The organism is Salinicoccus jeotgali (assembly GCF_039538805.1).
Taxonomy (GTDB): domain Bacteria; phylum Bacillota; class Bacilli; order Staphylococcales; family Salinicoccaceae; genus Salinicoccus; species Salinicoccus jeotgali.
The window spans coordinates 145,306-169,122 of sequence record NZ_BAABCK010000022.1; the positions used below are offsets into that span (position 1 = coordinate 145,306).

Genomic DNA, 23,817 nt, shown 5'->3' on the forward strand with positions numbered 1-23,817 from the left:
CGTTTTTGTTTAGAAAGGTCCGTAATTAATCCATAGACTGATGACCATGAAAAGGGCACTTGCCACCACCCAACTCAACATGATGGGCCAAACGAACCTCAACCATTTCTCATAGGGGATGTTCGCGATGCTTAAACCGGCCATCAAAATCGCGGACGTTGGAAATAAGTAGTTGGAAAGCCCGTCGCCCATCTGGAAGGCAAGGACAACCGACTGTCTGGAGATGCCTACGATATCCCCAATCGGTGCCATCAGCGGGATGGTCGTAGCTGCCTGTCCAGAGCCAGAAGGTATAAAGAAATTGAGAATGAATTGCGTGAGAAACATTCCAACTGCAGCAATTGTAGCCGGCAGCCCGTCCAAGACAGAGCTTACAGCATATATGACTGTATCGATGATGGTTCCATCTTCGAGTATCAGCAGGATGCACCGGGCAAGGCCGACTATCAGTGCGCCGAAGGTCACTTCTTTGGCACCTTTGATGAAATCTTCTGCAATCATATTAGGCGTATTGCCCCCGACAAGACCGGATAGTATCCCCATTGCAAGGAATATTGCTGCAAGGTCGGTCCCGGTGGACCAACCTTTTACCACCCCGTAGATGATCAGGCCGAATCCAGCCAGGACGATGACCAGCACTAGAGCATGCCTCATCGTAAATGTTTTGAACGAATATGTTTCCTGATGATTTGATTGCTCCAAAGCATAGACATAGCTTTTGGTCTTATCGTGCTGGACACGTTTACCATATCTGTAGACGAAGAATGAGGCGATCGCGACAAAGATGAGTTGTATGATAATCCTATAGAACATACCAGAAAATAAGGGGAGTTCCGCAATCTCCTGTGCCACGCCGACTGTAAAGATGTTCATAAAGCCTCCGGCAAATCCCGAGGCAGCTCCGAGAGCCACTATCGCCATGCCCGTCATCGCATCCATGCCGAGAGAGCGGGCAAGTAGGATTCCCATTGGAATGAAAATTAGCGTAGATTCAGCCATACCGAAAGTGGCGCCTCCCAAAGAAAATATCAGCATGGTGAGGGGGATGAGTATTATTTCACGATCTTCAAGTAAAGAGACAACTTTGCTGATGCCAGATTCTATCGCACCAGTGCCGTTTATCATGCCGAAAGCACCGCCTATCAGAAAGATCAGGAAAATGATGCTGCCGGCATCCATCATGCCAGCTGGAATCACGCGGAAAATTTCGGTCCATTCAACTGGCGTCTGTTCAGTAAAATGAAAAGAATCGCCATCGACTACAAGGGTCCCGTTTTCATTTTCATAGCGTTCATATTCCCCAGCCGGGATAATATAGCTCAAAACCATCGCTAAGATGACAATAGAGTATATAAGTACAAATGCATGGGGCACTTTGATATATTTCATGGCTATCTCCCATCTATTTTATTCATCTATAATTATACGGTATGGAAAATCTATGGCAATCATTTTATTAATTATTTAGATTATTCCTACAAATTAATCTTTTAAAAACTGCGATTAACTGTATAATAGATGTATAAAATCGAGAGAGGAGATTTATATGAGCAACGACAGAAACGAGCCGTCAGCGCCGGCACCAGGATTTAGGTTCCCACATACTTATGCAATTTTATTTGCGGTGGTGATCATTGCAGCCGTCCTCAGTTATGTTGTGCCAGCAGGTGAATTCGAGCGTGTGGAAGTGGGCGAACGAACTGAGGTTGTACCGGGGAGTTATTCAGGGGTTGAACAGAGTCCTGTGACCTTCTTTGAACTCTTCAAGGCGATTCCAACAGGGCTCATCGACGGTGCCAGCATCATTTTCTATATATTTCTCGTCGGTGGTGCTTTTGGAATTGTCCGTGCTACCGGTGCCATAGAAGCTGCCATCCAAAAAGTCATGGTGGCAGTTAAGGGGAATGAACGATTGATGATTCCAGTCATCATGTTTGTCTTTTCCGTTCTGGGCTTCTCAACCGGAATGTCTGAGGAAGCGATCATCTTTGTGCCGATCGGCATCGTTCTTGCAACTGCTCTAGGATATGATGCAATGGTGGGGACTGCGATAGTGACTTTGGGTGCCGCTTCAGGTTTCATCGGCGGTATGCTGAATCCATTCACTGTAGGGATCGCCCAGGAGATTGCTGAGCTTACCATCTTTTCTGGGTGGCAGTTCAGAACAGTCATCTATCTGCTGGTGCTTGGTGCCGGCATCCTGTATGTCATGCACTATGCAAAAAAAGTGAAGAAGGATCCCGAAAAGAGTTTAGTCTATGAAGAATCCAAAAGGGGACAGGTCAACTTCACAGAAGATGTGATGAACTTTGAAGAGTTGAAGAAGAGGCATATTTTCATACTGCTGACTTTTACTGCCGGTATCATCATCAACGTCTACGGGATTTTTCAGCATGGCTGGTTCCTGACCGAACTCTCCGCCAACTTCTTCGTCATAGGCCTTCTGGCAGGTCTCGTGAGTGGCATGAGGATAAATGATATTTTTGATGCATTCATAGATGGCATGAAGCTGGTTGTCTACGGCGCCATCATCGTTGGGTTTGCCCGCGCCATTGTGGTGGTCCTGGAGTCAGGTGTCATCATTGATACGATCATCCACGGCATGAGCAGTATACTGGATTTCCTTCCGCCATCCATCACAGCCCTTGGTATGCTGGTCATTCAAGTCATCATCAACTTCTTCATCCCGTCCGGCTCCGGACAGGCGATGACTACGATGCCGATTATGACGCCCATTGCCGATCTACAGGAGATCCCAAGGCAAGTGGCGGTTCTTGCATATCAATATGGTGATGCAATAACCAATACCATCATTCCAACTTCCGCCTCATTGATGGGTGTGCTTGCAGTATCTGGCATCCCGTATCTGAAATGGGTGAAATTCGTTTGGAAGATTACTGCATTATGGCTCTTTATCGCCGCATTGGCACTTGTGGCCGCTACGATGATCGGAATATCCTAAAAAAGGCCGATCTTAAAAGATCAGCCTTTTTATGCAATCAGGATTTTAAAGAGTCATTCTTCAGGGAATCCCGTATCTCCCTCAAGAGCACAATCTGTTCATCTTCAGCCGCTTCTTCCACGAAACGGTTACGGGTTAATGTATTGACCACTTTAACGAAGATGAAGATTGCTGCACCAATGATGATAAAGTCGATGATGGCTTGGATGAACACACCATAGGTAATACCTTTATAAGCCCATTCAGAAGTGAAATCTGTGTTTCCGAAAATCAGGGCGATGGAGGGCATGATGATGTTCTCGACAAGTGCTGTGACGATTTTACCGAACGCTGCCCCAAGCACCACTGCAACAGCCAGGTCGAGGACATTGCCCCTGAGCAGGAAATCTTTAAACTCTTGCCACATGTGGATTCTCTCCCATTCAATTTATTTAAGGACATAGATAATACTACAATACAGACAAGAAAGTGCAATATGTTTTCAAAGGTTTTTTATATAGCAATCGATAATTTAAAGTATAAGGTGGTTTGCTATAATCAACAGTGTATGATAACATGAATAATTGTTTTGTGGGCTGCATTACTGAAAGTAAGCAGCACGGATGAAATATCCAGAGGAGGAATTACATGAGAGAAAAGGAAAAAGTCCATCTGACCCCCGTGTTTTGGATTGCATTGGCTATTGTTTCCGTACTCGTATTGTATGGAGTATTCTTTTCCGATAGTTTTGAATCGGTGACGGGTACAATCCAGGGATTTATCACAAGTAACTTCAGTTGGTACTATGTATCGCTAACAACGGTATTTATCGTATTTTGCCTTATTTTTGTATTCACGCCGATGGGCCAGATTCGGTTGGGTAAACCGACAGAAAAACCGGAATTCAGAACAATATCGTGGTTTGCGATGCTGTTTAGTGCCGGTATGGGTATCGGTCTTGTATTCTGGGGGGCGGCTGAACCGATCAGTCACTATTTCACCCCTCCAACAGCAGAACCTGAAACCGACCAGGCATTGAAGGAATCATTACGCCGGACTTTCTTCCACTGGGGCTTCCATGCATGGGCAATCTATGCAGTAGTGGGGCTTGCCTTGGCATTTACCCAGTTCAGACGCGGTGAACCGGGACTTATTTCAAGGACCTTGAAACCGATCCTCGGCAAACGTGTCGAAGGACCGCTCGGTACAGCCATTGATGTGCTTGCAGTTTTTGCAACAATTGCAGGTGTAGCGACTTCACTTGGTCTGGGAGTAATGCAGATCAACGGCGGATTGACTTATTTATTCGGTATACCGAATAACATCTATGTACAGATACTTATCATTGCAATCATCACTGTCCTATTCATGTGGAGTGCATGGTCCGGATTATCGAAAGGCATCCAGTACTTGAGTAATGCCAACATGGTACTTGGAGGCATTCTACTGATCTTTACACTCGTCCTTGGGCCTACTGTCCTTATATTGAATATGTGGACTGATACATTCGGTGGCATGATCGGCAATTTCGTCAATATGAGTTATGACGTTGCACCACTGGATGGCGCAAAGAATGATTGGCTTGGCAACTGGACCCTATATTATTGGGGTTGGTGGATGAGCTGGAGCCCATTCGTAGGGATCTTCATTGCACGCGTATCGAGAGGCCGTACAATCAGGGAGTTCGTGTTGGCAGTAATGGTTGGACCAGCCGTCCTCAGCTTCTTCTGGTTCAGTGTCTTTGGTGTAACAGCAATAGATTCAGAGAGGATGAACGGAGGCTTCTCCGAACTGGCGACCGAATCAGTGTTGTTTGAAATGTTCAATAACATGCCACTCGGCATGGTCGTTTCTCTTGTAGCAGTCATGCTGATCGGTACTTTCTTCATCACTTCGGCCGACTCTGCTACATTCGTTCTCGGAATGCAGACGACCAATGGTTCATTGACACCACCAAACCGAGTCAAAATAATTTGGGGATTTGCACAAGTATTGATTGCGATCGTCCTTCTCATGGGCGGGGGACTCGGAGCACTCCAAGCCTCAGCAATCATCTCAGCTTTCCCATTCTCCATCATACTGATACTGATGATGGTGGCCACCTACAAGGATGTGGCGCAAGAACAAAAGGCGCTCAGCTTATACTTCAAAGAGGATTATGAAGGTACAAAATATGAGAAAATGATGCGCGAGTACGAAAAAGAACAAGATAATAATAATAGGGATTAATATATTGTTATGATTATGACCTGGAGAGATAAGTATTACTTATTGCTCTAGGTCATTTTTTTGTATCACGATTATTGATGAATACATGGTGCTGGCGTTTACAACCATTATGTAAAGATATACAATTGATATGAACGGTCTTACGACTGGAATATTAATAGGGGGCTATTAACATGAGTCAGAACATTAGTGAATCAGCAAAAAAGTCATTCACTGTCGACGGCAAAGATTATAATTACTACAGCTTGAAGACTTTGACTGAACAAGGCATGTCAGAAACTCACAAACTGCCATACTCGATAAGGGTATTGCTTGAATCTGTATTGCGCCAATATGACGGTAGCGTCATTAAAGACGACCATATCAAATCATTGGCGACATGGGATCAGGGCAGCAACAAAGGCAAAGAAGTGCCATTCAAACCATCCCGTGTCATCCTTCAGGACTTTACAGGTGTGCCTGCGGTAGTGGACCTTGCATCTCTCAGGAAAGCGATGGATGATGTCGGCGGCGACGGCCAGAAGATCAACCCTGAAGTACCTGTTGATCTTGTCATCGACCACTCTGTACAAGTTGATGCATACGGCACTGAAAACGCGCTTGAGCTCAATATGGAACTTGAGTTCGAAAGGAACCAGGAGCGTTATGAGTTCCTTCACTGGGCGACTAAAGCATTCGATAACTATAAAGCTGTACCACCAGCCACAGGTATCGTGCACCAGGTCAACCTTGAGTACTTGGCGAATGTTGTCCATGTGAAAGAAGATGGCGAAGAGATGATTACGTATCCGGATACTCTAGTCGGTACAGATTCCCACACAACCATGATCAACGGTCTTGGTGTACTCGGTTGGGGTGTCGGCGGAATAGAAGCAGAAGCTGGAATGCTTGGACAGCCATCCTACTTCCCAGTACCTGAAGTGGTCGGAGTCCGTTTGACGAACTCGCTTCCAGAAGGAGCGACTGCGACGGATCTGGCGCTGCGTGTGACGGAGCTGCTCCGTAAGCAGGGTGTGGTCGGTAAGTTCGTTGAGTTCTTCGGTCAAGGTGTGCCTGCATTACCGCTTGCAGACCGTGCCACAATTGCGAACATGGCGCCTGAATATGGTGCAACTTGTGGTTTCTTCCCAGTAGATGAAGAAACACTCGACTACATGAGGCTGACAGGCCGCAGCGAAGAGCATATTGAGATTGTAAGAGCGTATCTCAAGGAAAATGACATGTTCTTCAATCCGGAGAACGACCCAGTATACTCTGAAGAAGTGGAACTTGACCTTTCTACTGTAGAACCTGCGCTTGCCGGACCAAAACGTCCTCAAGATCTTATCAACTTGTCTGATATGAAAGATTCATACAGGAAATCCGTAACCGCTGAAAGCGGCAACCACGGTCATGGCATGGAAGAAGGGGAGTTCGACAAGAAGGCGACCATCAATTTCAAGGACGGCAGGAATGTAGACATTAAAACAGGTGATCTGGTCATTGCCGCAATCACTTCATGTACAAACACTTCCAACCCGTACGTAATGCTTGGTGCTGGTCTTGTTGCCAAAAAAGCAGTTGAAAAAGGGCTAGAAGTCCCTTCATACGTAAAAACATCATTGGCTCCTGGTTCAAAAGTCGTGACAGGTTATCTTGATGACTCAGGCCTTCAGGAATACCTCGACCAACTTGGGTTCAACCTTGTCGGTTACGGCTGTACAACATGTATCGGTAACTCTGGACCATTGCTTCCGGAAATCACAGAAGCGATCACAGAGAATGATATGCTTGTAAGTTCTGTATTGTCCGGTAACCGTAACTTCGAAGGGCGTATACACCCGCTCGTTAAAGCGAACTACCTTGCTTCACCACCGCTGGTCGTAGCCTATGCCCTTGCAGGTACAGTAGATATCGACCTCCGCAATGAGCCGCTTGGTAAAGATAAAGAAGGCAATGACGTTTTCATGAAAGACATCTGGCCATCCACTCAGGAAGTGAAGGATGCAGTCATGAGCAACGTCAGTCCTGAACTCTTCAGGAAAGAATATGAAAGAGTATTTGATGCTAACGAAATCTGGAACAACATTGAAACAACAGATGAGCCGCTCTATGATTTCAATCCAGATTCCACTTACATCCAAAACCCTTCATTCTTCCAGAATCTCTCAACAGAGCCAGACAGCATAAAGTCACTGAATGGACTGCGCGTACTTGGCAAATTCGGAGACTCAGTCACAACAGACCACATTTCACCAGCAGGGGCGATCGGTAAAGATACGCCGGCCGGAAAATGGTTGATTGAACAAGGCGTTTCACCACGCGATTTCAACTCCTACGGTTCACGACGCGGTAACCACGAAGTGATGGTGCGCGGTACATTCGCCAATATCCGTATCCGCAACCAGATCGGACAAGGTAAAGAAGGCGGCTTCACGACGTACTGGCCAACAGGCGAAGTGATGAGCATCTATGATGCAGCCATGAAATACAAAGAAGACGACACTGGTCTCGTAGTCATTGCTGGAGACGACTACGGCATGGGCTCAAGCCGCGACTGGGCTGCCAAAGGAACGAATCTGCTCGGCGTTGAAGCGGTTATAGCAGCAAGCTATGAACGTATCCACCGTTCAAACCTCGTCATGATGGGTGTATTGCCACTCCAATTTGTAGATGGCGAAGATGCAGAAGCTCTTGGACTGGACGGCAGTGAAACATTTGATATCCAAGTAGATGACAATGTCATGCCTGGACATGTTCTTGATGTCACTGCAACTAAAGAATCCGGTGAGAAAGTGGCATTCAAAGTGAAAGCACGCTTCGATTCTGATGTTGAAGTTGATTATTACCGTAACGGCGGTATCCTACAGCTCGTACTTAGGAATAAACTGAAATCCTAAGATTATAGAAATAAAAGCATCCCATCTCTTCGAGATGGGATGCTTTTATTTAAGGTTGAATATGACTTCTTCATCCTCGAAATCAATCTGGAGCTCAGCGTCTTCAAAATACCAGAAATCGGCTTCCTTGATGAAGACTTGAAGTCCTTCGTATTCGAATATTTTACTGTCTGGAGGAATCTGATCGACAGTGAGTGCGGGCGAGAAGCCTTGTTTCAACTGCGTTTCTCCTCCGTACCTTACATAAACGTTTACACCTTGGCCCTCATCAGGATCCATTTCATCTTTCATCCATTCGACTGCACGGTCTGTAACTTCCAACATGATGCCACCTCCTGCTACATGAATGTAATCTTCGATTCTGTACCATCCATTATACGCTTGATGTTTGACGAATGTCTAACGACAATGACCACCATGATGATGAACGAAAAGGCAATAAGAAGATAATCCCGAAAGACGATTGACAAGATAAAGAAGACGATGGCACTGATGATGCTTGAAAGAGATACATACTTACTTAATTTTAGGGTGGTGAGAAAAACAGTGAGCAGGATGATGAATAGAACAGGGTTATAGGCCAAGACTGCTCCTGCGCTTGTCGCGACAGCTTTACCCCCTTTGAATTTCAGGAAGATGGAATAGACATGGCCAAGTGCTGCGGCAAGCCCAGGGATGAAGACATGCATATCCGTATCGACCAGTATGGCAATCAAAACAGGGAGTGCTCCTTTGAACATATCCAATAAAAGGACGACGATGCCTGCCTTCTTCCCTAAGATCCTAAAAGTGTTTGTAGTTCCAATATTTCCACTGCCATGCTCCATTAGGTTGATTTTATAAAACCATTTGCCGATTAAAAGACTAAAAGGAATTGCTCCTATGAGATAGCTGAAGATCAGGAGTATCATATTGATTTCCATCTAAAATCCCCTTTTGTTATCAGGTACTAACAGTTTACCATATAAATTTAATTGGGTATAATAAAATATAGTTTACTATAACTTTATTATGTAAACTAATATAGTGTGACAATGGTTGTCCTGGACCAATTAGGGTTGCAATCATTTAAGTTTTGTATAAAAATAGAACATGAGATAAAAATAACGAACGTATGTTTGTGGGAGGAAATCTGATTTGACGAAACGAAATACTTATACAGATGAGTCGATTCAAATACTTGAAGGGCTGGATGCTGTAAGAAAACGCCCCGGCATGTATGTCGGCTCAACCGACTACAGGGGCCTGCATCACCTGGTCTATGAAGTGGTCGACAATGCAGTAGATGAAATCATCAATGGCTATGGCGACGCAATAAATATTAAAATAAATCCTGATGAGAGCATTACAGTACGTGATAATGGAAGGGGTATGCCAACAGGCATGCATGCTTCTGGCAAGCCCACACCGGAAGTTATCTTCACGGTGCTCCATGCCGGTGGGAAATTCGGATCCGGCGGCTACAAAACTTCAGGCGGCCTCCACGGCGTCGGAGCATCTGTAGTGAATGCGCTGAGTGAGTGGGTGAAGATCAGGATATTCCGCGATGGCAAAGTACACGAAATGTCATTCAAAGAGGGCGGAAAAGTCGATCGTGCGCTGGAAGTGACAGGCAACACTAAGGAAAACGGAACTGAAGTCACTTTCAAACCCGACCGTCAAATATTCCAGAGTGGGACCACGTTCCACTTCGAAACAATCATGGAGCGGATGCGTGAGTCGGCCTTCCTTGAAAAAGGCCTTGAAATTACAATTGCAGACAAGCGGCCCGATGAACCGATTGAAGAAGTCTTCAAATATGAAGACGGCTTGAAAGCGTTCATTGAATTCCTTAATGAAGGCAAGGATTCCATAGGTGATGTTGTCGTATTTTCAGGAGAGTACGATGGCATTTTGGCTGAGGTGAGCTTCCAGTATAATGACCAGTACGCAGAAACGCTCATCTCATTCGTCAACAATGTCCGCACGAAGGACGGAGGTACACATGAGATTGGCTTCAAAACCGGTTTTACGCGGGCATTCAATGAATATGCCCGAAAAATCAATGAGTTGAAGGATAAAGATAAAAATCTCGAAGGAAACGATATCAGAGAGGGGCTCACTGCCATCATCTCCATCAAAATCCCTGAGCACCTGCTCCAATTCGAGGGCCAGACAAAAAGTAAGCTCGGGACAAGTGAAGCGAGAAATGTGATGGAGTCATTGATAAGCGAACACCTGCCTTATTATTTTGAAGAAAACGGTACGCTCAGCACACAGCTTGTCAAAAAAGCCGTGAAGGCACGCAATGTACGTGAAACTGCGAGAAAAGCCCGTGAAGAGGCACGTAACGGTAAGAAACGTAAGCGGGACACCTTGCTGTCAGGTAAACTGACACCGGCACAGAGCCGCAACGCCAAAAAGAATGAGTTGTATCTGGTGGAGGGGGACTCTGCCGGTGGATCCGCCAAACAGGGCAGAGATCGAAGGTTCCAGGCAATCCTCCCGCTCCGCGGCAAGGTCATCAATACGGAACGGGCGAAGTTTGAGGATATATTCAAGAATGAAGAAATAAATACAATCATCCATACCATCGGAGCCGGTGTCGGTACCGAGTTCAAAGTGGAGGATACAAACTACGATAAAATCATCATCATGACGGACGCAGATACAGACGGGGCACATATACAAGTGCTGCTGTTGACATTCTTCTTCAACTATATGAGGCCGCTTTTTGATGCTGGCAAAATCTATATCGCCATGCCTCCGCTTTTCCAATTGAAGAAAAAGACGAAGAAGAAAGAAGATGTCCGCTACGTGTGGACCGAGGATGAGTTGCTGGAAGCACAAAAAGACATGGGCAAGGGCATTGAGCTCCAGCGCTACAAGGGGCTCGGTGAAATGATGCCTGAACAGCTCTGGGAGACGACTATGAATCCTGAAACAAGAACGCTGATACAAGTCGGCGTCGAGGACGAAGCGCTTTCCCTCAAGCGTGTCACGACACTTATGGGTGATAATGTTGAATTGCGGCGTAAATGGATTGAATCGAATGTCAGCTTCACGCTGGAAGATGCAGACAGCATCCTCGAAAAAGACGGCACTAAACTGGGTGAAAGTGGTGATTTGAATGACTGATCATGTTCAGCAGCTCCAGCTTGAAGATATAATCGGAGACCGTTTTGGACGCTACAGTAAATATGTCATACAAGACCGTGCGATTCCAGATGTGCGGGATGGTCTGAAGCCGGTTCAGCGGCGTATACTCTATGCTATGTATAAGGAAGGCAATACGTCCGAGAAAGGATTCAGGAAAAGTGCCAAAACCGTCGGTAATGTTATCGGTAATTACCATCCGCACGGGGATTCAAGTGTCTATGAGGCCATGATCCGGCTGTCCCAGGAATGGAAGATGCGAGAAGAACTGATTGACATCCACGGCAACAAGGGGAGTGTTGATGGAGACCCGCCTGCAGCGATGCGTTATACGGAAGCGAGGCTTTCTGAAATATCCAATGAAATGCTCCGGGACATCAACAAAAATACAGTGCAATTCATCAATAACTTCGATGATACAGAAGTGGAGCCTACGGTACTGCCTTCGAAGTTCCCAAATCTTCTTGTCAATGGCTCAACCGGCATATCGACAGGCTATGCGACCGATATCCCTCCACATAATCTGGAGGAAGTCATAGATGCGACATTAAAGGTCATCGATAAGCCGACTGTTTCGATAGACGAACTGATTGATATCGTCAAAGGGCCTGATTTTCCGACAGGTGGCATCGTCCAAGGCAGAAATGAACTGAAGAAGGCATACGAAACAGGCCGGGGGAGAATCGTCGTCCGAAGCAAAGTCAGGACTGAGACGTTAAGAAGCGGACGCATGCAGATCATCATCGAGGAGCTGCCGTACGAGGTGAATAAAGCAACCCTTGTCAAGAAAATGGATGAGGTGCGCGCGGACCGCAAAGTTGATGGTATCCTTGAGGTGCGGGATGAGACGGACCGGGAAGGACTGCGGATCGTCATTGAAGTCAGGAAGGAAGCCAACGTTGAGGGAATCATAAATTATTTCTATAAAAAGACCGATCTGCAAGTCTCCTATAATTTCAACATGGTAGCCATCAGCGACCGTGCGCCGAAACAGCTTGGCTTAAAAGAGATACTAAACAGCTACATTGCGCACCAGAAGGAAGTCATTCTGAACCGTTCCAATTATGAGCTTGGAGAAGCGGAAAAGAGAATCCACATCATAGAAGGCCTGATGCGGGCCTTGTCCATTCTCGATGATGTCATCCGCGTCATCAGGGAATCGAACAACAAACGGAACGCCAAGGAAAACTTGGTTGAATCTTTCGGCTTTACCGATGCTCAGGCAGAAGCGATTGTCATGCTCCAGCTATATCGCCTGACGAATACAGACATCGTCCAGCTTGAGACGGAACACAGTCAGCTTGATTATACGATCAACCAGCTGCGTGAAATTATCGCAGATGAAAAAAAGCTCTTGAAAGTCATTAAAAAAGAACTGAGGGACATCCGTAAACAATATGGTTCCATGAGAAAAACCGTCATCGAAGATGAAATCGAAGCGATTGAACTGGAAAAAGAAGTGCTCGTCCCCAAAGAAGATGTGATGGTGTCACTGACCCGTGAGGGCTATGTGAAACGTACGAGCTTGAGAAGTTATCAGGCGAGTGCGAAAGAAGAGCTTGGTATGAAGGAAACGGACGAAGTCTTGTATGCTAGACAAGCCCATACACTGGAAAACCTTGTCGTCTTTACGAATCTCGGCAATTATATGATCATTCCGGTGCATGAACTGTCAGACATCCGGTGGAAGGATAATGGACAACACCTGTCAAACCGCTTCAAAATCGCGGCTGAAGAATCTCCAGTGGCTGCCTTCACCTTCGAGGCATTCGATGCCGGTCTGGACATCATATCAGTAACGCAGAATGGTCAGATAAAACGGACCGGCCTTGAGCTTTATGAAGCTTCCCGCATAAGACGGCCAATTTCAGGTATCAGCCTGAAAGGAGATGACCGGGTGGCATCAGTGATGGTGGCTACTAAAGGCACAGAGGAGATTCTGCTGTTGACTGAAAAAGGCATGTCGCTGAAGTATCCGATATCTGAAGTGAATCCTGTCGGTTTGAAGGCGCAAGGGGTCAAAGCGATTCAACTGAAGCAGGATGACAAGCTGGCGTTTGCCGGACTCATTACAACTGAGCGTCATATAGTCAGTGTATCCCAGCGCGGGGCGGTCAAACGGACAAGTCTCGATGCGTTCGACAATGGCGCCAGAGCCCAAGTCGGCACTGCATTATTGAAGGAAATAAAATCAAAGCCCCACCGCATTATAGGGGCTAACCTTGTCGAAGATAATGTGGAAATCACCCTTGAGTCCGAAAAGGATGCCTTTAGATTGGATGCCAAATCAATCAGACTCAGCGGCCGCTACGCCAATGGATCGTTCGTTGTCGATGAAGATACATTCGGCGAAGTGGAGCGGGTGAAATTCAAAAATGTTTGAATGAAGTGAAAAATTTAGACTTGAAGCAGCCATCCGAATAATATAACATCACTTATATTGGGAGGTGCTTTATGGAAAATGAAGGAGTAGTACCAGGTTGGTTCAAAAGTGTCATTGAAGTTGGTAATGATCTTTTATGGGGAGATTTCCTCATAGGACTATTGATTCTTGCAGGTTTATATTTCTCGATCAGTTCAAAGTTCGTGCAATTCAGATGGTTCAAGGAAATGTTCAATGTACTTACCGAGAAGGCGGAGACATTGCCGGACGGTCGAAAGGGCATCGCGCCTTTCCAGGCATTCGCAATCAGTGCAGCGTCCCGTGTAGGTACCGGCAACATCGCCGGTGTGGCCACGGCGATCGTGCTCGGTGGACCGGGCGCAGTCTTCTGGATGTGGGTTATTGCATTTTTTGGTGCAGCGACAGCGTTCTTCGAATCGACTTTGGCGCAAGTCTACAAAGTCGAAGATAAAGACGGTGGCTTCCGCGGTGGACCGGCATACTACATGGAGAAGGGGCTCAACCAGAAGTGGCTCGGCGTCTTCTTTGCAGTATTGATTACAGTCACATTCGGCTTTGTCTTCAATGGATTGCAGGCCAATACCATTGCGCATGCCTATGAAGAGGCATTCAACATAGACCGTTGGATCATCGGCCTCATCATCGCAGCACTTGCGGCCATCGTCATATTTGGAGGGGCACGGTGGATTGCCAATGTCACGGGATATATCGTACCGATTATGGCACTTATATATCTGGCGGTGATATTCGTGATACTCGTCATCAACTATGACCGGGTCATCCCGATGCTTACAGATATATTCCAGAACGCCTTCGGCATCCGGGAAGTGTTCAGTGGTGCAATCGGTGCCGCGATATTGAATGGATTCCAAAGAGGTTTATTCTCGAATGAAGCGGGGATGGGCTCGGCACCGAACGCAGCAGCGTCAGCAGCCGTCAGCCACCCTGTCAAACAGGGCCTCATCCAGTCGCTCGGTGTATTTTTCGATACGATGATCGTTTGTACAGCAACCGCAATCCTCATACTGATGTATACGGACTTGAGTTACGGTGAAGAGGCACAGCAGGGCATTCAAGTGACCCAGGCGGCGATGGGCGAGCAGATGGGTGCCTTCGGCGCCACCTTCATTGCGATTGTCATCCTCTTGTTTGCATATAGCTCGATACTCGGCAACTACTTCTATGGTCAAAGCAACCTCAACTACATCAAGGAAAACAAAACATTGTTGTTTGCCTTTAAACTCCTTGTAGTCCTGATGGTCTTCATCGGAGCGATAATGGACCTTGAAACGGCATGGTCGATGGCCGATCTGTTTATGGCGTTGATGGCCGTGACCAACCTTGTTGCAGTATTCGGCTTGAGCAATGTGGTCTGGCAAGTTGCCGCCGACTACAAGACGCAACTGAGGGATGGTAAAAATCCAGTTTTCCAGACGAATAATATCAAAGCGGATCTTAGCGATGTGGACGAGTGGGGTGAAAATCGTTACGCGTACCGCGATCAGGATAGATCCTAACATTAAAAAACCAGACCTTCTAAAGGTCTGGTTTTTTAATTGAACAATGTCTTGAAGAAGGAAATGATGCTGCTGAAGAAATCAGAGACGGCCCGTTTAAAGGTGCTCCATGCATCAGAATCCTGGATGTCCTGACCAATTTCTTCTGCCTTATCAGCCGCTTGTTTGAATGCATCGCTTGACCTTATTTCATCGATCAGGTTCTGGGCGCTGTCCTTGAGGCGTTCTGCTTCTTCATCTGTAAATATATTCGTGTTCTGTATTTGTATCATAATATTGACGAGGCGGTTGATTTGATCACCCGTCACTATGCCATCCAGACCGTTCTCATTCAACTGTTCCTCTACTATTCGGCGAATATCCGCTTCAGTCAGATTCCCACCCTGATTGATGATTTCAATTTTAATGTCTGTAATGGCTTTATTCAGCTGTTCCTGTGAAAAGCCTTCTTTTTGCGCATTTTCTTTTGAGATATCTGATATGGCTTCCAACTCATCTTGGGAATTACGGGTGCGGTCGGTATCAATTTCCTGTCCCTGTGCTTCAAATGCCTTATATATCCCTGAGAGGGCACTTTCCCCTGTGACATCTTGAGCGGCTCCGATCGTGACTTCCGCATCTGTAATACCCGATGTGAGCAGGGCATTTTTATACGTCTCTTCCGTAATTTGGGTAATCTTACCCATCGTTTCATCTACGGTGATGTCAAGCCCATATCCGTCTTCCCTCTGAATGATGCGGATGCTTGATTTGAGCACGGCATCATCATAATCCTTGCCGATGTATTTGGCGACATCCTCCGAGTTGACGAATGTGATTTTGTCCTCTTTTTTTGTACCGAGTATGCCTTCGGTATCCTCCAATAGCTGGGGGTCGTCCTCAAGGGCGGCACCATAGACGGTGACTGCTTCCTGCCACTCGGCCGCCTGCACTTCAGTGGGTATCAGCACCAGGGCCACCAATGCGATAAAAAACCAATTCCGGATCATCATAACCCTCCTTATCTAATATTTATATTCTACTATATGCTCATTACTTTCTACAATTTATTATATCCGGTCAAATGCGGTTTTCTCTTTTAATCTCTTTTTAAACGCGATAGAATGATTGAATACATTAATGACGGGAGCCAAGTATCATGGATAACGACTATAGACGTTCTGGACGCACTAGTGAGGGTATGAAAAGAAAACGGTTGCGCAAGCGTACGCTGATCCCTTTAATTATATTTATAGCGCTCATCTTCATCGTTTTGTATATCTTCTTCTCCTATCAATCCGGGTTGGATATAGCCGAGGACAATGGAGTCGAACAAGAGGCACATGAATTCGGTGGGGATGACAATAATGATGGCAAGAAGACCATACTGCTGTTAGGAGCAGACCGCGAAGTTGACGGGGCACAGCGCACGGACGTCATCATGCTTGCCCAATATGATTATATGAATAAGGATATGAAACTCATATCGATGATGCGGGACATCTATGTGGATATCCCCGGTTTTCAAAGCTACAAGATAAATTCCGTCTATTCACTCGGGGGCGTGGAACTCCTTAGACGCACCATCAAAGAAAATTTCGGCATCGAGATTGAAGAGTATGCAGTCGTCGACTACAAAGCATTTGAATCCGTAGTGGATGTGGTCAACAAAAAAGGGGTGATGGTAGACGTCGAAAAGGATATGTCCGAAAAGATAGAAGTCGAACTGAAAAAGGGTGAACAGCGTCTTAATGGGCAGGAGCTACTTGAATATGCAAGATTCCGCCAGGATAAAGAAGGGGACTTTGGCCGGGTAAGGCGTCAACAGCAAGTCATCACCGCCCTGAAAGATGAAGTGCTGACGATCGGTGGCGTGTTGAAGCTCCCTAAAATTGCAGGGACGGGCATGGGCCACGTCAACACAAGCATGACCGATGGGGAGATGTATCGGATGATGGCATCCTTCCTCCTAAGGAGTGATAAGGAGATAGACACGCTTACGGTACCTGTAGAAGGCACCTATCAATTTATGGACACATCACACGCCGGCAATGTGATCGATCTCGATTTTGAAGCAAACAGCCAATATATGCATGAGTTTTTGGAAAATAATGCCGAAGATCCGGCTGAAGAGGAGGCTACAACCGAATAGACAAGACAAAAAAAGGATGGCCGCGGTATTGCAGGCCATCCTTTTTTATTTGGAGCATAATTATTTTTTAGGCTTTTTATCCAATTCATTCTGGGTCTGCGGCCATGCCCGGTGCCCATCATCGACCTCAAATTCTGTATTTACATCAACGACATGCCTTTGTTTCAGGATCATCTCCTCTATGTCATCCCGGATGGCATTTGCTTCTTCAACAGAGAGGTCGGGATCCAGTTCCGCCACAATTTCAACGTGGAGGAGGTCCCCTTCCTTCATGACGAAGAGCTTACGTATGTCTCTGATTTCATCATGTCTCAACACAATCTCCGAAACACGCTGTTCCATGCGCGGGTCGTGCTCACCAAGTGCCCCCGCGGCATTCTCCATGAAAATTTTGTAGACGATGTAGAACATGGCGATACCGATCATGATCGAGGCGATGCCTTCTGCTTGGGAAAAGCCTGTAAAGCGTGCAATGAGTATGGCAAGGATGGCGAGCAGTGCACCACCGGTTGCAACCGTATCTTCCAGGAACACCAATTTGGTCGCCGGTTTTGCACGGTCCATATGGATAAAGCTTGTCGTAAGCGGTTTTAAGCCATCAAAAGGCTGATCTGCCTGCTTGAGCAATTCTTTACCTGCTTTAAATAGAACAAATGTCTCAAGCACAGCCGCCAAAGCGAGAACGCCGATGTTGATGAGCAGCATTGTTGTATCGGTTTCCACCGGAAGCGGTTCTAAAATGTGCTTTAGCCCCTCGCGCACCGTCTCATATGCCAATATACCGACAATGATGACAGCAAATAGTAAAACAAGATTCACGAGACGTCCAAACCCGAAGGGGAAGCGTTTGGTCGGCGCTTTCTTCGACAATCCGGAACCTACATAAACAAAGAACTGGTTAAGTGCATCGCCAATGGAATGCATCATCTCAGCAAACATGGCAACATTTCCCGTCAGTATGAAAGCACCGCCTTTTATGGCTGCGATGAAGAAATTGACGATAGATGCAGTCAGCGATGCTGCACTGCCTTTCTTAAGTAATGCGATGATGTCCTTCAAATCATTTTCCTCCTTACTGATCTTTACAATATATCATACCCAAATCCATAAATAATCATGTTTGGAACTTCCTATTTTATGATATGATAAATTTATGGGTATACGAACATATGTTCTGTTTGGAGGGTGTTACATGTATAACTATCATATCTGCCCAAAACGGCACATTTTCTGTGTAGACCAAAAAAGCTTCTTTGCTAGTGTTTCTTGCATCTTGAAAGGTTTAGATCCACTCACGACACGTCTTGCGGTAGTGGCAGACACTAAAAACCCGGGGGCAGTTGTATTGGCTGCAACACCAGCCCTCAAAAGAATGGGGATAAAGACTGGCAGTCGGTTGTTTGAAATTCCGAACCGTAAAGATATTTATATCATTAATCCCTCAATGAAGACATATCTCGATTATTCTTCCAGAATAACGGAAATTGCTTTGAAATACGTCGCTCCGGAAGATTTTCATCAATATTCCGTGGATGAGTACTTCATGGATGTTACAAAGAGTTTCCGGTTGTTTGAAGAAAGTCCTTGGGGACTGGCACTACGCCTCAGGAAAGAGATCTATCAGGAGACGCGTATTGATTGTGCCATCGGCATCGGGGAGAATCCACTGCTCAGTAAGTTATCTCTGGATATTGAAGCGAAGCGTGCACCTTTTGGTATAGCAGAGTGGCGTTATGAGGACGTACCTGAAAAAATGTGGCATATCAAACCGCTTAGAACACTGTGGGGAATCAATAAGAATAGTGAAGCCCGTTTGAATGAACGTGGGATATTTTCAGTGGGTGACCTGGCGCGCTACCCGCCCGAATATTTGAAGCGGGACTTTGGCATCATCGGTGTCGATTGGCATCTCCATGCCAATGGCATCGATTTCAGCACTATCAGTGAAAAGCATAGTGTGCATGCGCCGTCCATTGCCAAAAGCCAAATCCTTATGCGTGATTATCACCTTGATGAAGTCTATGTAGTAATGCTTGAGCATATTGATGAAGTGACGCATCGTTTGCGCCTATCAAAACGGTTGGCACGCACCATCCATTTTTCTGTAGGGACAGCAGATGGCAAGGTGTACCGAAAGCAATTCACGTTAGACGGGGGGACGAGTGACGGAAATATCATCATGGAGGGTGTATGGGACCACATCATCAAAATGGCAGACGCCTATGCGATGTACCGTACTTTAAGTATTTCTTTGACAAATCTGATACCGGATGACGTGAGGCAGCTATCCCTGTTCGAAGACCCGGGGGAATTGAAGAGGGAGGATCTTCTTAGGACCATTGATGCATTAAAGGTCCGGTTTGGACAACTCAGCGTGATGAGGGCCCTGAGCTGTACGGAAGCTTCGACGCTTAAACTTAGGGAAGGATTGATAGCTGGCCATAAAAGGTGAATGGCATTCTGATGGAAATGACAGTGCATTGTAGTCGTGTAGACATGAACTTCGCAGAAATACTGCCAGTACCGTTCGCAGATGATATAATGGATGGGACTATATATATTTATGAGGTTTCAATTCGCATTAAGTTTGGAATCTGATAATATATTCGGAGTAACAAAATTAGTTGACAGGAGTGCCATTATGCAATTTACAGAGTTGACCACTGAGGAGTTCGAACAGTTCACACGGACACACTTCAGTCATTTTACACAGACGGTGGATAATTATCGCCTGAAAATTGAGCAGGGCGTTGAAACCTACCTGATAGGAGTGAAGGACGGGGAAGCGGTAAAAGCAGCTTGCCTGATCACCCTGACCCCTGTAATGAAGGTGTTCAAATATGCCTATACCAATCGTGGGCCCGTCATGGACTATTCAGATAAAAAGGTGTTCGATACATTTTTCGAAGGACTGAATGACTTCTTGAAGCCAAAGAAAGTGATGCATGTAAGGGTAGATCCCTATGAAGTAATCAAAAAACGCAACCACGAAGGTGATATCCTCGAAGATAGTGGAAACCGCTATATCTTCGATTACTTCAAAGCGCTGGATTTTACACATGAAGGATTCTCCGTCGGGTTCGATCCGGTCGTTCAGATCAGATGGCATTCGGTACTTGACCTTAGAGGCAAGGACGGCAAAGCTGTGTTGAATGATATGGATAGCCTCCGGAAGCGGAATATAAAAAAAGCACAGAAGCATGGTCTTCATGTCCGTTATCTTGGGCTTGATGAGATAGATGTCTTCAGGAAATTCATGAGAGATACATCTGAAATGAAATCCTTCACAGATCGCGATGATTCCTACTATATCAGCCGTAAGCAGCACTTCGGGGACAATGTCCTGATTCCGCTTGTTTATGTCAATTTGGATGAATATGTCGCATCGATTACAAAGGACCGAGACGCATTGGTGAAAAACATCAGTAAAGCGAACCGTGACCTTGAAAAAGATCCGGCCAACAGCAAAGCGGAAAAGAAAATAACGAATCTGACGGCGCAGCTCGAAAATATAGAAGATAAGTTGCAGGAAGGCCGTACATTGCGCGAAACCCACGGCAATGAGCTTCCCATAGCGAGTGCCTACTATTTCATCACTCCGCATGAAGTCGTTTATCTTGCAGGAGGCAGCGATAATGATTTCAGGCATTTTGCGGGCAGTTATCTGATCCAATGGCATATGATCAACTATGCCTTGGACCATGATATTGGACTGTATAATTTCTACGGCATCAGTGGAGACTTTTCAGAAGAAGCGGAAGACTACGGCGTCATCCAGTTCAAAAAAGGATTCAACGCCACAGTCTATGAATATATCGGTGATTTCATCAAGCCGATCAATAAGCCAGCGTATAGGGTGTATCAGTCACTCGTAAAACTAAGAGAGAGAATAGGGAGGTAACAAACGGATGAAATTCGTTGAACTGACTGAAAAGGAATATAAGGATTATATAGAAAAAGGAGAAGAATCGGCCTTTTTCCAGATGATAGAAAATAAAAAGAATAGGGAAATGGATCAACAGAAGGTACGCCTACTTGGCGTTAAGGATGCAAGTGGAACGGTGATAGCAGCATGTCTCTTTACGTTGAAGAAGACGGTCCTCGGCAAGTATTTCTACTATTCCAACCGGGGGCCCGTGCTGGATTACCATGACCATGACCTTGTAAAGTTCTATCTGCAGGAATTGACTGCCTATCTCAAGAAGAATAACGGGCTGTATGTAAAGCTTGATCCGAATTGGATCTATAGAAAGTATGATAAGGATGTAGTGCCTAAAGAGGAATACCCGGCCCAGGATGCATTGATCAGATTGATGGAGGACGAAGGGTATGTGCATCAAGGGTTCACCCGTGGCTATTCAAAAACCTCCCAGGCGCGGTGGATGAGTGTCCTCGATTTATCGGGCCATGATGAAAAGAGCCTTTTCAAGTCCTTCGATTCACAGAGGAAGAGGAATATAAAGAAAGCACAGAAATTCGGAGTGAAGGTGCGGTTTCTCGATGTCGATGAGATTGATATATTCATGGATCTTTACTTGGATACAAGTGAGAGGCAGGGGTTCTTCACCCATCCGAATCCGAAAGAATACTTCTCCAATTTCAAGAAAGCCTATGGAGATAAGGTCCTTATCCCTCTTGCGTATATAGAGTTGGATGAATATGTGGAGAACCTCTCAGAGCAGATTGAAGACAATGAGCGGAAGCGGGACCAGCTCATGGATAAAGACAACAAGAATGATAAGACTTTGAATAAGATTGCTGAACACGATAAACAGATCAACAAGATGACTGAAGATCGCGACAGTGCTATGGAGATGCGTGAAAAAGAAGGCAATGTCCTGAATCTTGGTGCCGGCATCTACTTTGAAACCCCTTATGAGATGGTCTATAACTCAGGTGCAAGTTCAAGCGAGTTCGCTCATTTCGTCGGACCTTACATGATGCATTTTGAAATGATGAAGTATTGTCTGGAGAATGGAATCGACAGATATAACTTCTACGGGGTGAGTGGTGACTTCTCTGAAGATGGGGAAGATTATGGCGTCTACCGTTTCAAACGTGGCTTCAACGCTGAAATAGAGGAACTGGTCGGTGATTTCGTCAAGGTCATCAGTAAAGTGCCTTATAATCTCTATAAGGTAAAACGTAAAATCGAACAGAAGACAGCCTCAAAAAGCAACTGAATAGTGAAGGAGGGTTGAACAGTGCAGATATCACAAATCCAAGAGGAAACGTTTAAAGCGTTCATGGCAGAGTATGACGGGCATTGCCACTATCTCCATGACCCGCTTTATTATGATTACATTTCAAAGACACAGGAGACGCACCTGCTTGGCCTCTATGAAGATGATGGGCTAGTCGGGGTTTCCATGCTCAGCGCCACATCGGTCCTGAAACGCTATCGGCTATTCACTTCACATACAGGTCCGTTGATCCAGCCGTTCTCGAATGAGAGGCTGCAGTTCTTCCTGAAGGAAATCGATGATCACGTCAAAAAGCATCATGCTGTAAAACTCATCCATTCGCCTTATATGATCTACCAGATGAGAGGCAACGATGGAGAAATCGTGGAAAGCCCTGAAAATAATCATGAAATCATAGACATCTACATCAACCAGGGGTATTCACATAATGGCTTCACCAAACAGCTGGTTACAGACGAACTGCTCAGACATCAGGCTGTACTTGATTTGAATAAGGATGAAGAGCAGCTCATTAAAGATATGGATTCAAAAACACGCTATAATACGCGTGCAAGTGAGCAGATGGGGCTGGAATTGCGTTATTTGGAGGAGGATGAATATGATAAATTCATCCAGATATATAAAGATACCGAGGAACGCATCGGTTTCGACCCGGTAAGTGGGGAAAAGATAAAAAATCTGCTCCATGCTCTAAAGGAGCGTACTTATCTCACTTTGAGCTATATCAATCTGGAAGATTATTTGGAACAATTGCATGGTGAACTCGGCGAACTTTCTGCAGAATATGAAGAGATGCAGGAGAAGATCGATTCCGGCAATGGTACAAAAAGGATGAAGGGGAGAATGAATGAAGTGAAAGACCTCCTCGGAAACAAAGAGAAACGGATAAAAAAAATCCAGGGCGTGCAGCAAGAGTATGGCACAGTCATAGAGCTTTCTGCAGCCATGTATTATTACAACAACCATGAAATGGTTTATCTGTTCAGTGGCAGTTATCCGGAACATTCCATGTTCATGGGTACGAACTTCACGACATGGCAGATGATCAAAAAAGCAAAGAAACTCGGAGTGAAACGTTTCAATTTCTTTGGATTGACTGGTGATTTTACAGAACAGTCCAAAGACTATGGAGTCTTCAAGTTCAAAAAAGGCTACAATACCTTCATAGAAGAGCTTCCAGGAACCTTCGAGAAAGTATTCAACAAGCCTGTATACAAGATGGCACAGAAATTGAATAGAATATAGAAAAGAAGGGGCTGGGACATAAAGGCCCCTGAACACTAAGAAAAATGGCGATCCATCCCGATAAAGCGGATGGATCGCCATTTTTTGTGTCTGCTTCCAAAGCAGTGCGCATCATTCGGTTGAACTTCCCGA

Annotated in this window: 17 protein-coding genes; 11 read left to right on the top strand and 6 right to left on the bottom strand. The window is 45.6% G+C overall.

The features are described from left to right. Positions 1-9: 9 nt before the first annotated feature. Complete coding sequence (locus ABD734_RS06860; RefSeq protein ID WP_344702780.1) at positions 10-1,389, bottom strand: YfcC family protein; 1,380 nt, start codon at positions 1,387-1,389, stop codon at positions 10-12. A gap of 157 nt (positions 1,390-1,546) precedes the next feature. Between ABD734_RS06860 and ABD734_RS06865 the strand changes: the two genes are divergently transcribed. Further along, positions 1,547-2,962 carry a YfcC family protein gene (locus tag ABD734_RS06865; protein WP_344702782.1) on the top strand — a complete coding sequence of 472 codons (1,416 nt, stop codon included), beginning with the start codon at positions 1,547-1,549 and terminating at the stop codon, positions 2,960-2,962. Positions 2,963-2,999: 37 nt separating this feature from the next. On the opposite strand, the gene mscL is transcribed toward ABD734_RS06865, so the two are convergent. Then, positions 3,000-3,368, bottom strand: coding sequence for a large conductance mechanosensitive channel protein MscL (gene mscL / locus ABD734_RS06870; protein WP_344702784.1), 369 nt, complete (start codon positions 3,366-3,368; stop codon positions 3,000-3,002). Positions 3,369-3,589: 221 nt separating this feature from the next. Here mscL and ABD734_RS06875 point away from each other — a divergent pair, with 221 nt between their 5' ends. Both ABD734_RS06875 and acnA read left to right on the top strand, forming a co-directional pair. After that, positions 3,590-5,170, top strand: a complete 1,581-nt coding sequence (locus ABD734_RS06875) for a glycine betaine uptake BCCT transporter (protein WP_344702786.1) — start codon at positions 3,590-3,592, stop codon at positions 5,168-5,170. 173 nt (positions 5,171-5,343) lie between these two features. Further along, positions 5,344-8,049, top strand: coding sequence for an aconitate hydratase AcnA (gene acnA, locus ABD734_RS06880; RefSeq protein WP_344702787.1), 2,706 nt, complete (start codon positions 5,344-5,346; stop codon positions 8,047-8,049). Between the two features lie 45 nt (positions 8,050-8,094). Here the strand turns inward: acnA and ABD734_RS06885 are convergent, their stop codons facing one another. Both ABD734_RS06885 and plsY read right to left on the bottom strand, forming a co-directional pair. After that, complete coding sequence (locus ABD734_RS06885; RefSeq protein ID WP_344702789.1) at positions 8,095-8,373, bottom strand: HesB/YadR/YfhF family protein; 279 nt, start codon at positions 8,371-8,373, stop codon at positions 8,095-8,097. 14 nt (positions 8,374-8,387) lie between these two features. After that, positions 8,388-8,972 (bottom strand): glycerol-3-phosphate 1-O-acyltransferase PlsY, encoded by a 585-nt coding sequence (plsY, locus tag ABD734_RS06890; RefSeq protein WP_344702791.1) that lies wholly within the window; start codon positions 8,970-8,972, stop codon positions 8,388-8,390. 214 nt (positions 8,973-9,186) lie between these two features. Here plsY and parE point away from each other — a divergent pair, with 214 nt between their 5' ends. The 3 genes from parE (at position 9,187) to ABD734_RS06905 (ending at position 15,105) form a co-directional block, all read left to right on the top strand. After that, positions 9,187-11,166, top strand: coding sequence for a DNA topoisomerase IV subunit B (gene parE / locus ABD734_RS06895; protein WP_344702793.1), 1,980 nt, complete (start codon positions 9,187-9,189; stop codon positions 11,164-11,166). Beyond that, positions 11,159-13,567, top strand: coding sequence for a DNA topoisomerase IV subunit A (gene parC / locus ABD734_RS06900; protein WP_344702795.1), 2,409 nt, complete (start codon positions 11,159-11,161; stop codon positions 13,565-13,567). The genes parE and parC overlap by 8 nt, the downstream gene beginning before the upstream one ends. Before the next feature lie 71 nt (positions 13,568-13,638). After that, positions 13,639-15,105 carry an alanine/glycine:cation symporter family protein gene (locus ABD734_RS06905; RefSeq protein WP_344702797.1) on the top strand — a complete coding sequence of 489 codons (1,467 nt, stop codon included), beginning with the start codon at positions 13,639-13,641 and terminating at the stop codon, positions 15,103-15,105. 35 nt (positions 15,106-15,140) lie between these two features. Here the strand turns inward: ABD734_RS06905 and ABD734_RS06910 are convergent, their stop codons facing one another. After that, positions 15,141-16,097, bottom strand: coding sequence for a DUF1002 domain-containing protein (locus ABD734_RS06910; protein WP_344702799.1), 957 nt, complete (start codon positions 16,095-16,097; stop codon positions 15,141-15,143). A 146-nt stretch (positions 16,098-16,243) separates the two neighbouring features. Between ABD734_RS06910 and ABD734_RS06915 the strand changes: the two genes are divergently transcribed. After that, positions 16,244-17,236 carry an LCP family protein gene (locus ABD734_RS06915; protein WP_344702802.1) on the top strand — a complete coding sequence of 331 codons (993 nt, stop codon included), beginning with the start codon at positions 16,244-16,246 and terminating at the stop codon, positions 17,234-17,236. A gap of 60 nt (positions 17,237-17,296) precedes the next feature. Here ABD734_RS06915 and ABD734_RS06920 read toward each other — a convergent pair whose 3' ends face one another. Then, positions 17,297-18,295 (bottom strand): cation diffusion facilitator family transporter, encoded by a 999-nt coding sequence (locus ABD734_RS06920; RefSeq protein ID WP_344702804.1) that lies wholly within the window; start codon positions 18,293-18,295, stop codon positions 17,297-17,299. A gap of 133 nt (positions 18,296-18,428) precedes the next feature. Between ABD734_RS06920 and ABD734_RS06925 the strand changes: the two genes are divergently transcribed. The 4 genes from ABD734_RS06925 (at position 18,429) to ABD734_RS06940 (ending at position 23,685) form a co-directional block, all read left to right on the top strand. Further along, positions 18,429-19,688, top strand: coding sequence for a Y-family DNA polymerase (locus tag ABD734_RS06925; RefSeq protein WP_344702806.1), 1,260 nt, complete (start codon positions 18,429-18,431; stop codon positions 19,686-19,688). Positions 19,689-19,877: 189 nt separating this feature from the next. Next, on the top strand, positions 19,878-21,137 hold the full coding sequence (locus ABD734_RS06930) for an aminoacyltransferase (protein ID WP_344702808.1): 1,260 nt from the start codon (positions 19,878-19,880) through the stop codon (positions 21,135-21,137). Positions 21,138-21,144: 7 nt separating this feature from the next. Then, positions 21,145-22,419: an aminoacyltransferase gene (locus tag ABD734_RS06935; protein WP_344702810.1), complete on the top strand. Its 1,275-nt coding sequence runs from the start codon at positions 21,145-21,147 to the stop codon at positions 22,417-22,419. Between the two features lie 21 nt (positions 22,420-22,440). Continuing rightward, positions 22,441-23,685 carry a peptidoglycan bridge formation glycyltransferase FemA/FemB family protein gene (locus tag ABD734_RS06940; RefSeq protein WP_344702812.1) on the top strand — a complete coding sequence of 415 codons (1,245 nt, stop codon included), beginning with the start codon at positions 22,441-22,443 and terminating at the stop codon, positions 23,683-23,685. Positions 23,686-23,817: the final 132 nt, after the last annotated feature.

Excerpts from the sequence above, each read along its gene's own strand:
- ABD734_RS06905 (WP_344702797.1), top strand. The coding sequence starts at position 13,639 with ATGGAAAATGAAGGAGTAGTACCAGGTTGGTTCAAAAGTGTCATTGAA.
- ABD734_RS06860 (WP_344702780.1), bottom strand. The coding sequence starts at position 1,389 with ATGAAATATATCAAAGTGCCCCATGCATTTGTACTTATATACTCTATT.
- ABD734_RS06910 (WP_344702799.1), bottom strand. The coding sequence starts at position 16,097 with ATGATGATCCGGAATTGGTTTTTTATCGCATTGGTGGCCCTGGTGCTG.
- ABD734_RS06875 (WP_344702786.1), top strand. The coding sequence starts at position 3,590 with ATGAGAGAAAAGGAAAAAGTCCATCTGACCCCCGTGTTTTGGATTGCA.
- acnA (WP_344702787.1), top strand. The coding sequence starts at position 5,344 with ATGAGTCAGAACATTAGTGAATCAGCAAAAAAGTCATTCACTGTCGAC.
- ABD734_RS06865 (WP_344702782.1), top strand. The coding sequence starts at position 1,547 with ATGAGCAACGACAGAAACGAGCCGTCAGCGCCGGCACCAGGATTTAGG.
- ABD734_RS06935 (WP_344702810.1), top strand. The coding sequence starts at position 21,145 with ATGAAATTCGTTGAACTGACTGAAAAGGAATATAAGGATTATATAGAA.
- ABD734_RS06915 (WP_344702802.1), top strand. The coding sequence starts at position 16,244 with ATGGATAACGACTATAGACGTTCTGGACGCACTAGTGAGGGTATGAAA.
- ABD734_RS06930 (WP_344702808.1), top strand. The coding sequence starts at position 19,878 with ATGCAATTTACAGAGTTGACCACTGAGGAGTTCGAACAGTTCACACGG.
- plsY (WP_344702791.1), bottom strand. The coding sequence starts at position 8,972 with ATGGAAATCAATATGATACTCCTGATCTTCAGCTATCTCATAGGAGCA.
- mscL (WP_344702784.1), bottom strand. The coding sequence starts at position 3,368 with ATGTGGCAAGAGTTTAAAGATTTCCTGCTCAGGGGCAATGTCCTCGAC.
- ABD734_RS06925 (WP_344702806.1), top strand. The coding sequence starts at position 18,429 with ATGTATAACTATCATATCTGCCCAAAACGGCACATTTTCTGTGTAGAC.
- ABD734_RS06885 (WP_344702789.1), bottom strand. The coding sequence starts at position 8,373 with ATGTTGGAAGTTACAGACCGTGCAGTCGAATGGATGAAAGATGAAATG.
- parC (WP_344702795.1), top strand. The coding sequence starts at position 11,159 with ATGACTGATCATGTTCAGCAGCTCCAGCTTGAAGATATAATCGGAGAC.